The sequence below is a fragment of the Achromobacter sp. genome (genome assembly GCF_050285585.1).
Classification (GTDB): domain Bacteria; phylum Pseudomonadota; class Gammaproteobacteria; order Burkholderiales; family Burkholderiaceae_B; genus Achromobacter.
The window spans coordinates 567643-581088 of sequence record NZ_JBLZXF010000001.1; the positions used below are offsets into that span (position 1 = coordinate 567643).

At 70.2% G+C, this 13446-nt stretch carries 10 protein-coding genes; 5 read left to right on the forward strand and 5 right to left on the reverse strand.

The window, feature by feature from the left end; translation table 11 throughout:
- Positions 1 to 3 precede the first annotated feature (3 nt).
- Positions 4 to 3219, reverse strand: a complete 3216-nt coding sequence (locus ACN6PJ_RS02640; RefSeq protein WP_427994339.1) for an alpha-1,4-glucan--maltose-1-phosphate maltosyltransferase — start codon at positions 3217 to 3219, stop codon at positions 4 to 6.
- Between the two features lie 11 nt (positions 3220 to 3230).
- Positions 3231 to 4796, reverse strand: a complete 1566-nt coding sequence (gene glgA, locus ACN6PJ_RS02645; protein WP_427994340.1) for a glycogen synthase GlgA — start codon at positions 4794 to 4796, stop codon at positions 3231 to 3233.
- A gap of 181 nt (positions 4797 to 4977) precedes the next feature.
- Between glgA and ACN6PJ_RS02650 the strand changes: the two genes are divergently transcribed.
- The 4 genes from ACN6PJ_RS02650 to ACN6PJ_RS02665 all read left to right on the forward strand — a co-directional run bounded on the left by ACN6PJ_RS02650 (position 4978) and on the right by ACN6PJ_RS02665 (position 8649).
- The gene (locus tag ACN6PJ_RS02650; protein WP_427994341.1) at positions 4978 to 6750 is read left to right on the forward strand and encodes a thiamine pyrophosphate-requiring protein; all 1773 of its coding nucleotides are present in this window, start codon (positions 4978 to 4980) and stop codon (positions 6748 to 6750) included.
- Positions 6751 to 6801: 51 nt separating this feature from the next.
- Positions 6802 to 7089 carry a hypothetical protein gene (locus ACN6PJ_RS02655; RefSeq protein WP_427994342.1) on the forward strand — a complete coding sequence of 96 codons (288 nt, stop codon included), beginning with the start codon at positions 6802 to 6804 and terminating at the stop codon, positions 7087 to 7089.
- Positions 7076 to 7414, forward strand: coding sequence for a DUF883 family protein (locus tag ACN6PJ_RS02660; RefSeq protein ID WP_427994343.1), 339 nt, complete (start codon positions 7076 to 7078; stop codon positions 7412 to 7414). The genes ACN6PJ_RS02655 and ACN6PJ_RS02660 overlap by 14 nt, the downstream gene beginning before the upstream one ends.
- A gap of 131 nt (positions 7415 to 7545) precedes the next feature.
- Entirely contained in the window at positions 7546 to 8649 is a 1104-nt protein-coding gene (locus ACN6PJ_RS02665; RefSeq protein WP_427994344.1) for a DUF748 domain-containing protein, read from the forward strand.
- On the opposite strand, the gene ACN6PJ_RS02670 is transcribed toward ACN6PJ_RS02665, so the two are convergent.
- Genes ACN6PJ_RS02670 through ACN6PJ_RS02680 form a run of 3 tightly spaced genes read right to left on the reverse strand, consistent with a single transcriptional unit; the run spans position 8633 to position 11618 of the window.
- The gene (locus ACN6PJ_RS02670) at positions 8633 to 9664 is read right to left on the reverse strand and encodes a lysylphosphatidylglycerol synthase domain-containing protein (RefSeq protein WP_427994345.1); all 1032 of its coding nucleotides are present in this window, start codon (positions 9662 to 9664) and stop codon (positions 8633 to 8635) included. The genes ACN6PJ_RS02665 and ACN6PJ_RS02670 overlap by 17 nt on opposite strands.
- Positions 9661 to 10854, reverse strand: a complete 1194-nt coding sequence (gene clsB / locus ACN6PJ_RS02675) for a cardiolipin synthase ClsB (protein ID WP_427994346.1) — start codon at positions 10852 to 10854, stop codon at positions 9661 to 9663. The genes ACN6PJ_RS02670 and clsB overlap by 4 nt, the downstream gene beginning before the upstream one ends.
- Positions 10851 to 11618 (reverse strand): endonuclease/exonuclease/phosphatase family protein, encoded by a 768-nt coding sequence (locus ACN6PJ_RS02680; RefSeq protein WP_427994347.1) that lies wholly within the window; start codon positions 11616 to 11618, stop codon positions 10851 to 10853. Before ACN6PJ_RS02680 ends, clsB begins: the two co-directional genes overlap by 4 nt.
- Before the next feature lie 189 nt (positions 11619 to 11807).
- On the opposite strand from ACN6PJ_RS02680, the gene ACN6PJ_RS02685 reads away from it, so the two are divergent.
- Positions 11808 to 13445: an ABC transporter ATP-binding protein gene (locus ACN6PJ_RS02685; protein WP_427994348.1), complete on the forward strand. Its 1638-nt coding sequence runs from the start codon at positions 11808 to 11810 to the stop codon at positions 13443 to 13445.
- The last annotated feature ends 1 nt before the right edge of the window (position 13446 follow it).

Here is a 13446-nt window from a genome sequence, read left to right on the forward strand (position 1 = left end):
ATGTCATCCGTGCAGCGACAGGCGCCACACACGATAGGGTTGATCGGGATGCAGCGTCAGGCTGCGCGTCTTGCCCTGCCAGGACTCGCGGCTTTCCCCCAGCAGGTCCTCGGCGGCGAGCAGGCCCTCGTCGGGCTCGCCGAACAGCCAGAACGGCGCCTCGATGCGCGCCGCCTGCGGCTGGAACGGGTCCAGGCTGATCGCGGCCAACACCACGTTGCCGTGGCCTGGCGTGCTCTTGTAGAACGCCAGCACGCGCTCGTTGCCGCTGTCCGCGAGCGTCAGGCCCCGATGGCTTTGCAGGGCCGGATTCGCGCGGCGGATCTGGTTCAGCCGGGCGATCTCGGCGCGGATGTTCCCCGGGCCGTGCCAGTCGCGCTGGCGCAGTTCGTACTTCTCCGAGTCCAGGTATTCCTCCCGGCCCGGCAACGCGGCCGCCTCGCAGAGCTCGAACCCGCTGTATACGCCCCACAGGCCGGCGCCCAGCGCCGCCAGGGCGGCGCGGATCAGAAAGCCCGGTCGCCCGGACGTCTGCAGGAAGTACGGATTGATGTCGGGCGTGTTGACGAAGAAATGCGGGCGGAAGAAGTCCGCGACGGGCGGCGACGAGACTTCCCGCAGGTACGCCGCGAGCTCGGCCTTGTCGTTGCGCCAGGTGAAGTAGGTATACGACTGGCTGAAGCCGACCTTGGCCAGCCGGTACATCATCTTCGGCCGGGTGAAGGCCTCGGACAGGAAGATCACGTCCGGGTACTCGGCATGGACGTCGGCGATCAGCCATTGCCAGAAGGGCAGCGGCTTGGTGTGGGGATTGTCTACCCTGAAGATGCGCACGCCGTGCCGGGCCCAGAACAGCACCACGTCGCGCAGCGCCCGCCACAGGGCAAGCTTGCGCGCGCGCCGGGGCGGCGGGCCGTAGAACCCGACGTTGACGATGTCCTCGTACTTCTTGGGCGGATTCTCGGCATAGCGCAGCGAGCCGTCCGGGCGCCAGGAGAACCAGTCGGGGTGCTGCGACAGCCAGGGATGGTCGGGCGAGCACTGGATCGCGAAATCCAGCGCGATTTCCATGCCATGCTCCCGGGCCGCGCCCACCAGTCTCAGGAAATCCTCCAGGCTGCCCAACTGCGGCTCGATCGCGTCGTGCCCGCCTTCCGCGGCGCCGATGGCGTAGGGACTGCCGACATCGCCCGGCCCGGCGCGCAGGCTGTTGTTGCGGCCCTTGCGGTTGCGCTGCCCGATGGGATGGATGGGCGGCAGGTAGAGCACATCGAAACCCATCGCGCGCACGTCGGGCAGACGCGCGATGACATCGTCGAACGTCCCGTGGCGGCCCGGCTCGGACGCTTGGGAGCGCGGGAACAATTCGTACCAGCTGGAGAAACAGGCCTGGGCGCGGTCCACCCAGAGCGGATAGGGTTGGGGGCTGACGGTTTCGAACGGCCGGTCGTCCAGGGCGCGCATGGATCGCGCGAGGTCCGCATCCAGCAGGACGGACACCTGTTCCGCGGCCGGGGGCTCGGCCTGGCCGGAAGCAGGAGGGGCCAGCCTGTCCAGCGCATCGCGCACGGGCGCGGTATCGGCCGGCGGCGCGGCGTCCCCCCGGGCCAGGGCGTCGCGCAGCAGCGCCAGGCCCTCCTGTATCTCCAGGCGCAGGTCCAGGCCGGCCCGGTGTTTCAGTTCAAGATCGTGGCGGAAGGTCTGCCAGGCATCGAGCCAGGCGCTGATGACGAACTCGTGGGAGCCGATGCGGCGCGGCCGGAACGCGGCCTCCCAGCGATCGTTCTCGCCGCGCGTGAGCGGCACGGTCCGCCAGCGCATTTCGTCCACCGCGCGCCAACGCAGCTCGGCCGCCAGCTGCTCATGGCCATCCATGTAGATGTCCGCCTGGACCACGATGCGCTCATGGGGAATGCACTTGACGGCGAAAGCGCCGCCGTCCACCGCGGGGCCCGCCTGTTCGACGGCAATGCGCGGATTCGCGCTGCCATCCCCGCGGGCCCGATGGCGGCGCGACGGCTCGCGCACCGGCTGCGTGGGTTCGAGCAGGAACAGGGCGCAATCACCCGGCGCCAGCGTATGGCCGGCCGTCGTTTCGCCGACGGGCGGGGCAAGGGGGACGATGTCCGCGGCCGGCAGCATCGGCGCCAGCGCGTCCCAGTCCAGCTCGGCGGCGGCGCTGGCGGACGGATTCACCGCCAGCGCCGCCGTAGCGCCTTCGGCGGTGCCGCGCAGCAACACCGTGCAGCGGCCGTCTCGCCCGCCCGACATGCGCAGCGGGCCCCTCAGGCCCGCGTCGGCGAACCAGCGGTTGACGGCCTCGACGTCCGGTAGCACGCGTTCGTCGCCATCGTCCAGCATGAGGCCGTCCGCGCAGAGCGCCGCCGCCCAGAGGGCGCGCCTGCCGCGGCCCGCCGTTGCGGGCGATGCCTTGTCCGCTTGGGGAGGCGAGGCGATGACGGGGCCCAGCGCTCTCAGCCGCGCATCTTCCTCGGCCAGCCACTCGGCCTTGAAATTCCACCACGGCAACGATGAGAACAGGCCGTCGAAACTGGCGCCGCGCAGCCCGGCAAGCGCGGCCGGAGCCAGGCCGGGAGCCCAGGCCAACAGCCTCAGGCCGGGATGGTGCCGCCTCAGCCTGGTCGCCAGCGCCGCCCAATCGTCACCCGCCAGGCTTTGCGGCGCGTGGAAGGCAAAACCCGTCACGCCATGGCTGGCCCAGCGTTCCAGGCGGTCGATCCAGGACGCCAGGAATCCCGCCGGCAGCGGGCCCGGGCGCAGGTACCGCACGCGACGGGCCTCGGCGGGCTGCCGAGGATCGCGCGCGGGATCCTCGGGCGGAGACGAGTACCAGTCCGGGCCGCAGGTGCCCGCGACCGCGTTATGCGCACAGCGGTCCAGCAGGACGTCCACGTATAGCGCCAGCCCATGCTCTGCCAGTTGCCCCGCGACGCGGTCGAACCATTGCGTGATCGGAACGGCAACGCCGTCCAGCATGGCGCTGTCGGCGTCCAGGGGCGCCTGCGTGGCGCTGTCCGGAGCCAGCAACCAGGGCGCCGGCAACAGCAGCGCGTTGAACCCGCGCCGCCGCAGGCGCGCGTAGAGGGCGGGACCCAGCGCGGCGGCCGGGTCCGATGGCGGCGGGCCTTGCGCGCCGCCGCGGGCATGGTACAGGCGCAGGGGCGCCTGGACAGGGACGGCGGCGGTCGTGGTCGGCACCGGCTTGCTCCCTACACCGGCGCGGGCATCGCGCTGCCGGAACGTCGCCGCGCGCGGAGCGCCGCGGCGCCCAGGGCGCGATCGGCGCGCGCCGGCGCCGCGCTCCGGAAATCTGCGCCGGCCAGCGAGCGGTACAGGCTGGCGTACAAGCCTATGGCGGAGCGCCAGCCGAAGTCGGCGCTCATTGCATTGCGCTGCATGATCCGCCACAGCATGGCGTGTTCGCGCAAACCCACCGCGCGCGCGATCGCTTCGCCCATGGCGGCCGGGCTGTCGCCGTCGAACAGCAAGCCGTTGGCGGACGCCATGGCGGACAGCGGCGCGCGCGGCCCGGGGTCCTCGATGGTGTCGGCCATGCCGCCGACGCGCGAACCGATGGGCAGCGCGCCGTAGCGCATGGCATACAGCGGCGTGAGGCCGAAGGGTTCGAAGCGGCTCGCGTGCAGCAGGATGTCGGAGCCGGCGTGCAGGCGATGGGCCGCCGGCTCGTCGTAGCCGATGTGGGCGGCGCAACGTCCCGGATAGCGTTGCGCCAGCTCTTGCAGCGCGCCTTCCAGCCGGTGGTCGCCCTGGCCGAGGATGGCGATCTGCAGGTTCGGATGCCGTTCCAGCGCCTCCGGCAGCGCCTGCACGGCCACGTCGGCCATCTTCTGTTCGGTCAGGCGGCTGCCCATGGACATCAGCGTCGCGCCCGCATCCACGGCCAGCCCGTACTCATGCTGCAGCGCGGCCTTGCAGCGCGCCTTGTTGGACAGGTCGCCGACCGAGAAGCGCAGCGCGCCCAGGTGCGGGTCCCTGGCCGGGTTCCACAGGACGTTGTCGATGCCGTTGGGGATGGGCAGCAAGTCGCCGGCACGGCGCCGCAACAGTTCGTCCAGGCCGCAGCCGAATGCGGGCGTCATGATTTCGCGCGCATAGGTATGGCTTACCGTCGTGACCCGGTCCGCGTAGCGGATGCCGGCCTTGAGGAAGTTCAGCTGCCCCCAGGCCGCGGCGCCGTCGCCGCCGCGATAGGCTTCCGGTATGCCCAGGCTTGCCGCGCATTCCATCGGGAAACAGCCCTGGAACGCCAGGTTATGGATGGTCATGACGCTGCGGGTCTCGCGCAGGCCGCAGGCCCGCAGCAGCAAGGGCACCAGCCCCGCATGCCAGTCGTGCGCATGCACGAGTTTCGGCGTGACGATGCCCGGCAGGCCGCCCGCCACGCGCACGGCGGCATGCGCCAGCGCCGCGTACCGCAGGGCGCTGTCGGCGTACTCGCGTCCCGCTTCGTCCAGGTAGATGCCGGGGCGGTCGTACAGCGCGTCGTTCTCGATCAGCAGGAAATCCAGGCCGGATTGGGGACACCGGCCCGCGATCAGCCGCGCGTCGCCGCCGGGAAGATTGTGCAACGGCGCCACGACGCGGGTCTCCTCCAGCCGCGCCTGCACGCCGCGGTAGGCGGGCAGCAGAATGGTCACAGGCATGTCCGCCTGCGCCAGCGCCCGGGCCATTCCCGTGATGGCGTCTCCAAGGCCGCCCGTTTTTGCCAGGGGAAATGCCTCGGCCGCCACTATCAGGGTTCTAGTCGTCGCCATGCCTGCTCCCATTGCGCTGCGAAGCGCCGAGAAAAAAGCGACGCGTCCGCCGAAGCCCTTCCAGGCGCAAGTAGCGTGCCCAAACGCGGCCGGCCTTGTTTTCTTTTGTATCGATGGCCATCGGCAGGCATGGCGTTTGCTGCGTTCATGGCTTTGCGTCATTCACCCCGGGGAGCAGCCTATGAAAACCGTGTCGGACTTCGTTCTGGAGAGACTCTCGCAATGGGGCGTCAGAAGGGTATTCGGGTATCCCGGCGACGGGATCAATGGGCTGATCGGCGCATTCGGACGGACGGAGGAACCGCTGGAATTCGTACAGACCCGCCACGAGGAGAGCGCGGCCTTCATGGCTTGCGCCCACGCGAAATTCACGGGGCAGGTGGGCGTGTGCATGGCGACATCCGGGCCGGGCGCGATCCATCTGCTCAATGGCCTCTATGACGCCAAGCTGGATCACCAGCCCGTGGTCGCGCTGGTCGGCCAGCAAGCGCGCAGCGCCCTGGGCGGCGACTATCAGCAGGAAGTAGACCTGATCAGCCTGTTCAAGGACGTGGCGCACGATTTCGTGCACATGGCCGCGAGCGCCGAGCAGGCGCGCCACATGATCGACCGGGCGCTGCGGATCGCCATCGAGCGGCGCAGCGTCGCCTGCGTCATTTTTCCAAACGACGTGCAGGATTTGCCGGCGGTTGAAACGCCGCCGCGCGAACACGGAACCGTCCGCACCGGCATAGGCCTGACGTCTCACGCCGGCGTGCCCGGCGAAGCCGCCTTGCGCAACGCGGCCGACATCCTGAACCGGGGCGAACGGGTCGCCATACTCGTGGGAGCGGGGGCGCTCGAGGCGGGCGCCGAGGTCCGCCAGGCGGCGGAACGGCTCGGCGCGGGAGTGGCCAAGGCCCTGCTGGGCAAGGCCGTGGTGCCCGATGCACTGCCATACGTGACCGGCTGCATCGGCCTGCTCGGCACGCAGCCCAGCTGGGACCTGATGAACGAATGCGATACGCTGCTCATGGTAGGAACCTCGTTTCCCTACGCGGAATTCCTGCCGCCGGAAGGACAGGCGAGGGCGGTTCAGATCGACCGCGACGGGCGCAAGCTCAGCCTGCGCTACCCCGTCGAGCTGGGCCTGGTGGGCGACAGCCGCCTCACGCTGCAGGCCCTGATCCCGATGCTGGAACAGAAGGCGGCGCGGCGCTGGCGCGAGCGCATCGAAAAGCAGGTCTCCCGGTGGCGCGAGACCGTGCGCGAGCGCGCGCTGGTGCAGGCCCGGCCGCTGAATCCGCAGCGCCCCTTCTTCGAACTGTCCGGGCGGCTTCCGCCCGAGTGCATCCTGACCTGCGATTCCGGTTCGGCCGCGAACTGGTATGCGCGCGACGTGGACTTGCGGGACGGCATGATGGCGTCGCTCTCGGGCGGCCTGGCCACGATGGGCTGCGGCGTGCCTTACGCGCTGGCCGCCAAGCTCGCCTACCCCGAACGGCCCGTGATCGCGCTGGTGGGCGACGGCGCCATGCAGATGCTGGGCATCAACGAACTGATCACCATCGCGCACCGGTGGAAGGCATGGACCGATCCCAGGCTGGTCGTCATGGTGCTGAACAATGGCGACCTGAATCTGGTGACCTGGGAGCAGCGCGTCATGGGCGGCGCCCCCCGCTTCGCGGATTCGCAATGGCTGCCCGAGTTCTCCTATGCGGACTATGGACGCCTGCTGGGCCTGGAAGGCATCCGGGTGGACAGCCCCGAGGAGGTGGGGCCCGCCTGGGACCGCGCCCTGGCGGCCGCGAAACCCGTGGTGCTGGAGATGGTGACCGACCCCGAAATGCCTCCCTTGCCGCCGCACATACCCGCCAAGCAGGTGGGCGCCTACGTGCGCGCGCTGCGCAAGGAAGAAGCGGCGGCGGGCGGCGCGGCGCTGCGCGCCACGATCAAGCAATGGTGGGCGGGCTGAATCCGCGTCCGCCGCCGTGCCCAAGCTTTGCGTACTGTTCAGGAGCCCATCATGGCAAAGCCCACAACGCCACAATCGCCCGATTCCGGACGGGGAGGCCGGCCCGCGCCGGACCAGAGTCCGGCCGAGCATCCGGCGCCCGACCCGTCCGGCCGCAAGCCCGACAAGCATGGGCATTGGCCGCCCGACAGTCTGCCCAACCCCATGCCCGGACTGGACCCGCAGCAGACGCCCGGCATCGACCGGCTGTCGGGCACGCCGCTTGCGGATCCCGCCCGCATCCGCGCCGGACAGGCCTGGAGGCGGACTTTTTCAAGGAGACCCTATGAGCAAGCATGAAAGATTGCGCGACATGTTCCATCCGGCGGACGGTTCCGCGCGGACGATCCGGGAGTTGATCTCCGGGACGGAGGCGCTACTGCGCAGCACGGCCAGCTATGGCGGATCCGAGATCGAATCCGCCCGCGACCGGCTCAAGCAGCAGTTGGAGGCCGCGCGCGAACAGGCCAAAGGCTGGGAGCGCATCGCCTGGGACCGCGCCAGGAACGCCTCGCACGCCGCCGACGACTATGTGCATGAGAATGCCTGGAAGAGCGTGGCCGGCGCGGTCCTGATCGGCGTGCTGGCCGGCGCCTGCCTGATGTCGGACCATAGGCGCCGCTGAAGCATCTCATCCTTTTTGCCCATTGATGATCCGCGCAGGATCCAGGACGATGCACAGGTTGCGCCCGGCGCAAGGCTACGCGGGGGCGGGGCCGGGAAGGCCGGTCCCCCCTTTCAATTCGGGAGCCCACGATGAGCATGAACGCAGTCGCGCCGCGCGGCCGCTCGCCCTGGGGCAATGCCCTGGCGGTGGTCGTCCTGCTCGCGGCGGTGGCTGGCGTCCTGGCCTTCGCCGCCGTCCGCATTGCGGAGCAGCGCATCGCCAACATGCTGGGGCCTCGCAGCCAGGTGGCCGACGTCCGGGTAGGGTTCACCGAGGTAGTGCTGACGGACGTGGTCGTCAGCGGCGGGCAGGGGCAGGCCGGCGCGCGGGCGCGCCGCATCGTCCTGCGGCCCGAATGGTCGGCGCTGCTGCAACATGAGGCCGTGTTCACCAGCGTGCTGGTCGAAGGCTTCGACTTCGCGGTCGTGCGCGAGGCGGATGGCGACATGGCCATCGCCCCGGCCCTGCAGGCCGCCCTGCGCACGAGCGAGCGCGGGGAAGGGCGGGCGCGCCGGGGCCCGGCCATACGCATCGCGAACCTGGTGCTGCGCGACGGCCGGCTGGCGTTCGAGGACAAGGTCGTGTCCAAGCCAGCGCACCGGATTCCCTTCACCCACGTCCAGGCCAGACTGAGCCCGGTGTCCGTGCCGGGCGACGGCACGCGCAGCAATATGGAATTCAGCGCCAATATCGACGACCCGCGAGGCGGGACGGTGCGCGCCCAAGGCTCGCTGGTCGTGGGCGGCACGGACGCGGACATCAAAGTCACCGTGCGCGGCATGGGCATCCGCCACGCGGCGCCGTACCTCGCCGAGAATGGCGCAGGATCGCTGGCCGCGGGCACGATGGACCTGGACATGGACACCGCCATCGCCAACCGCGAACTGCGGGCATCGGGCGCCGTGGCCTTGAGCGGCCTGAAGTTCGGCGGCGACGGCTCTCTGTTCTCACTGCCACGCAAGGCGGTGCTGGCCGCGCTGAAGGACAACACTGGCGTCCTGCGCTTCGATTTCGCGCTGGCGGGCAATCTCGACAACCCCAGGTTCTCCGTCACCCGCGGGTTTTCCGCCCAGGTGGCGCAAGGGTTCGCGCACGCAATCGGCGTCGGCGCGGAGGGCGCGGCCGAGGGCGTGACGGGCGCGGTGAAGGAATTGGGGAACGCCCTGTCCGACCTGCTCAGTCCACAGCCTTGAACGACGAGCCGCCCCGTTCTCGCGGATTGCCCGGCTTGGCCGCCGCGCCGGCTTGCGTCCTGCGGCGCGCGTGACGCAGGCGTAGCTCGATCAGCAGGAAGGCCGCAAGCGCCAGGCATAGCGGAGCGAATGCGTAGAGCGCGCGGTAGACCAGCGCGGCCCCCAGCACTTCGGGGGCGGGGATCTGCGGGGCCAGCGCCGCCACGAAAATCGCTTCGGTGGTGCCCAGGCCGCCCGGCACACGGATGACGACGGCGGCGAAGCTGGTGCACAGCAGGACCCCGAGCACTGCCGGATAGCCCGCCTTCCCCTGCAACAGCACGTAAACGATGGCCCCCATCAAGGCCCAGGACAATGCCGCCACCGCGCTTTGCGCCAGCGCCATGCCGGCGCCGGGCAAGACCGCGTGCTGGCCCATCCACGTCCAGGTCCTGCGGCGCGCCAGCGCGCAGAAGGCCAGATAGGCGGCGGCCAGCGCCAGCAACGCCACGCCGGGCAGGCGCAGCACGTTCGGGCCGCCCCAGCCCTGGGGCACCGGAACCGCGCCCCAGGCGAACAGCGCCCCGGCCAGCCAGCCGTAGCCGATCCAGTTCGACGCGGCCGAAAACAGCGCGACCCGGGTGGCGACCGATTTGCGGCAGCCCAGGCGGGCGTACAGACGCAGCCGCGCCCCCAGCCCGCCGATCAGCACGCCGAGGTTCAGGTTCAGGGCGTAGCTCGTCATGGCCACGCCCAGCACCTTGGGCCAGGGCAGGGTATGGCGCGTGTAGCGCTTGCCCAGCAGGTCCATGGCTCCGTAGGCCAGGTATCCGGCAACGACCAGCCCCGACGCCAGCGCAATGGTGCCGGCCGGAATTTTGCGCATCGAGATCCAGACCTGCGCCCAATCCACCGCGCGGCCGAAGTGGATCAGCAGCCCGGCCACGACCGCCAGCACCAGCACCGGCAAGACGCGCTTGAGCCGGGGCCAGCGGTGCCGCAGGGCGCGCGTCAGCGTGGAACGGAACACTCTCATGCCGTCTCTCTTTCCGTCGTCATGGGCAGCGAACGCAAGCGCGGCTTGTGCGCGGGCAGGCTGCCGGCCCAGGCGGGGAAGCGGCGCAGAAAGTGGAAGACCACGACGCCGATCCACAGGCGCCGCAGGCGTCTCGTGGAGTTCGGCGGCAATTCGATCTGGCGGCAATCCTGTTCGATGAGCCGCTCCAGGCTCCGGCGCAAGGCGGCATTGAGCCCGGCGTCGCGCGCCACGATGTTGGCCTCCAGGTTCAGCGCCAGGCTCAAGGGATCCAGGTTGCTGGAGCCTATCGTCGCCCAGTCGTCGTCCGCGCAGGCGACCTTGCCGTGCAGCGGCCGCTTGCAGTATTCGTATATCTCCACGCCTGCGTCGATGAGGTAGTCATACAGCATGGAGGCCGCCAGCCGGGCGACGAGCACGTCGGGTTCGCCCTGCAGCAGCAGCCGGACCCGCACGCCGCGCCGCGCCGCATTGGCGAGGTCGTGCAGCAATTGATAACCCGGAAAGAAATAGGCATTGGCGATCAGCACGTCGTGGCGGGCCGCCCGGACCCCGGCCCGGTAGTAGCGTTCGATATCGGTCCGGTGCGCGTGGTTGTCGCGCACGACCAGGCGGCCGCCGCCGTCCCCCGCGGGCATGGGATCCCAGCACGCGGGCCTGCGGCCGAGCCGCCGCGGCCGGCCTTCGACCAGCGCGGCGCGGGCATAGTCCGCGATATCCGCGGCCAGCGGCCCCTCGATCCGGACGGCGTAGTCCTGCTTGGCCTCGGGGCCGTAGTCGGGTAGGTGGTCCGCCGAGAAATTGATGCCGCCCACGAAGGCGCAGCGCCGGTCCACGGCAACGATCTTGCGGTGCATGCGCCGAAAAACGTTGGTCCGCACGCCCAGGAAACGAGGGCGCGGATCGAACATGTGGACCCGGATGCCGCTTTCCGTCATGGCGCCCACGAAGGCCTCGCTCAATTCGTCGGAACCATAACCGTCCACCGTCAGGTCCACGCTCACGCCGCGCCGGGCCGCGGCGATCAAGGCACGCTGGATCTCCTGGCCCACGGCATCCTCGAAGAGGATGAAGGTCTCGACCAGCACCTCGCTGCGCGCGTCCGCGATGGCTTCCAGCACGGCCGGGAAGTAGCCTGTGCCGTTTTCCAGCAGCGTATACCGGTTGTTTTCGCGCCAGCGCAGGTTCATAGGGCGATCTCCGCGCAGATCGGCACATGGTCGGACAGGCGCGACCAGACGCGCGAGGCCAGGGGCACCGGCTGCCAGTCGCGCACGCTGCGCACATAGATGCGGTCCAGGCGCAACAGCGGCCAGCGCGCGGGGAAGGTGCGCGCCGGCCGGCCCAGCCGGGAAGTGAACACCTCGCAGGCGCCGCAATCGCGCATCGGCCCATCGGCGCGCAACCGCCAATCGTTGAAATCGCCTGCGATGAGCAGCGGCTCGCCGGCGGGCACCCCCTCGGCCACGAGCTCGCACAATCGGGCCAGCTGCCGGCCGCGGTGCCGCTCCAGCAGCCCCAGGTGCACGCAGATCGCATGCACGGGGGCGCGTATCGAAGGCAGCCGCAACACGCAATGCAGCAGGCCGCGGCGTTCGTGCCCGTCCATGCTGACGTCGTGGTTCTCATAGCGCTCGATGGGGTAGCGCGACAAAACGGCGTTGCCATGATGGCCCGCCGGATAGACGGCATTGCGGCCATAGGCAAAGTCGGTCCATAGCGTGTCCGCCAGGAATTCATACTGGGACAGGGGGGGCCACGATCGGTGCCGCTCGGCATGACCCTGGTGTTCGCCCAGGACTTCCTGCAGAAAGACGATGTCGGGACCCGCCGCGCGCAGGGCGTCCCGCAGTTCGTGCAGCATGAAGCGGCGATTGAAGCTGGTGAAACCCTTGTGGGTGTTGACGGTCAGCACGGTCAGCGTGGTGGCATCGATGTAGTGCGAGACGGGCATGGACGCTCCGGTGGACGCTATCCGGCGAAAGCGGAGCAAGCCGCGTGCCCGGCAGGTAAAAGGACGTAACGCGGGCGGCCCTCGACAGTTCCCCGGGGCCGGCGGCGCGCATGAGCTAATGAGAAATGGACATTTCCCCCGCCGCGCGCGCGGTCCTATCATCCGCAGCTTCCTTCCTGCGGAACGCTCATGGCCGATTTGCTGCGTATCGACAACCTCACCGTGGACCTGCCGCCGGGCGCGGACCGTCCCCACGCCCTCAAGGATCTGTCGCTGTCGGTGCGCGCCGGCGAGATCCTGTGCGTGGTCGGCGAAAGCGGCTCGGGAAAATCGCTGACCGCCGGCGCCATCCTGGGGCTGCTGCCCGAGGGCGTGCGCGCCAGCGCCGGACAGGTGCTCTGGGAAGGGCAGGATCTGCTGCGGCTCGCGCCGGAGGCGCTGCGGCGCCTGCGCGGCAAGCGCATCGGCATGATCTTCCAGGAGCCGATGACGGCGCTCAATCCCTTGCGCACGATCGGCGATCAGATCGGCGAAGTGTTCCGCACCCACACGCGCCTGCCGCGCGCGGAAATCCGGCGACGCTCGCTCGACCTGCTTGAATCGGTGCGCCTGCCGCAGCCCGGACAGGCGCTGGGCGCGTATCCCCACGAGCTTTCCGGAGGACAGCGCCAGCGCGCCATGATCGCCATGGCGCTCGCGCTGGAGCCCGCGCTGCTGATCGCCGACGAGCCGACCACCGCGCTGGACGTCACGACGCAGGCCCAGATCCTGCGCCTGATCCACGACCTCCAGCGCCGCAAGGGCACGGCCGTGCTGTTCATCACGCACGATTTCGGCGTGGTGGCCGAAATCGCCGATCGCGTGGCGGTGATGCAGCGCGGCGCGCTGGTCGAGAGCGGGACGGCGCGGCAAGTGCTGGAACACCCGCGGCATCCGTACACGCGCGCGCTGATCGCGGCCGTGCCGCCGCTTGCCGCCGGCGCGGCCAGGCCGGCCGGCCAGCTCGACGCCCCGGCCATCCTGGCCACGCAGGACCTGGCCAAGGTCTACCGCAAGCGCGGCTGGCTGGGCCGTCCGGGCCGCGAGACCCGCGCGCTGGACGGCGTGACGCTGGCGTTGCGCCAGGGCGCCACGCTGGGCATCGTAGGAGAAAGCGGGTCAGGAAAATCCACGCTTGCGCGCACCTTGCTCGGGCTGACGCCGCCCGACGCGGGCGGCATCACGCTGGCCGGCGCGCCCCTGGAATTCAAGGGAACCGCGGCGCGGCGCGCCCATGCGCGGCGCGTGCAGATGGTGTTCCAGGATCCCTATGGTTCATTGAACCCCCGCCAGCGCGTGGGCGAGATCGTCGCGCGCGGCCCCATGGTGCACGGGGCGACGCGTGCCGAGGCGCTGGCGCGCGCGCGGGAACTGTTCGCCCTCGTCGGCCTGTCGCCCGATGCTGCGCGGCGCTATCCGCACGAATTCTCGGGCGGGCAGCGCCAGCGGATCGGCCTGGCGCGGGCGCTGGCCATGCGACCGCAAGTGCTGATCGCGGATGAACCCGTGTCCGCGCTTGACGTGTCGGTCCAGGCCCAGGTGCTCGCCCTGCTGGCGCGCCTGCGCGAACAGCTCGGCCTGTCGATCCTGTTCATTACCCACGATCTGCGGGTGGCCGCGCAGGTCTGCGATGACGTCGCCGTCATGAAAGACGGCCGGGTGGTGGAGGAGGGGCCGTGCGCCGAGGTGTTCGGCCGGCCCTCCCATCCCTATACCCAGGCTTTGCTGGCCGCCGTGCCGGGCCGCCGCTGGAATCCGGCCGCCGTCGCGTTGCGCGTGGCGGCGTGAC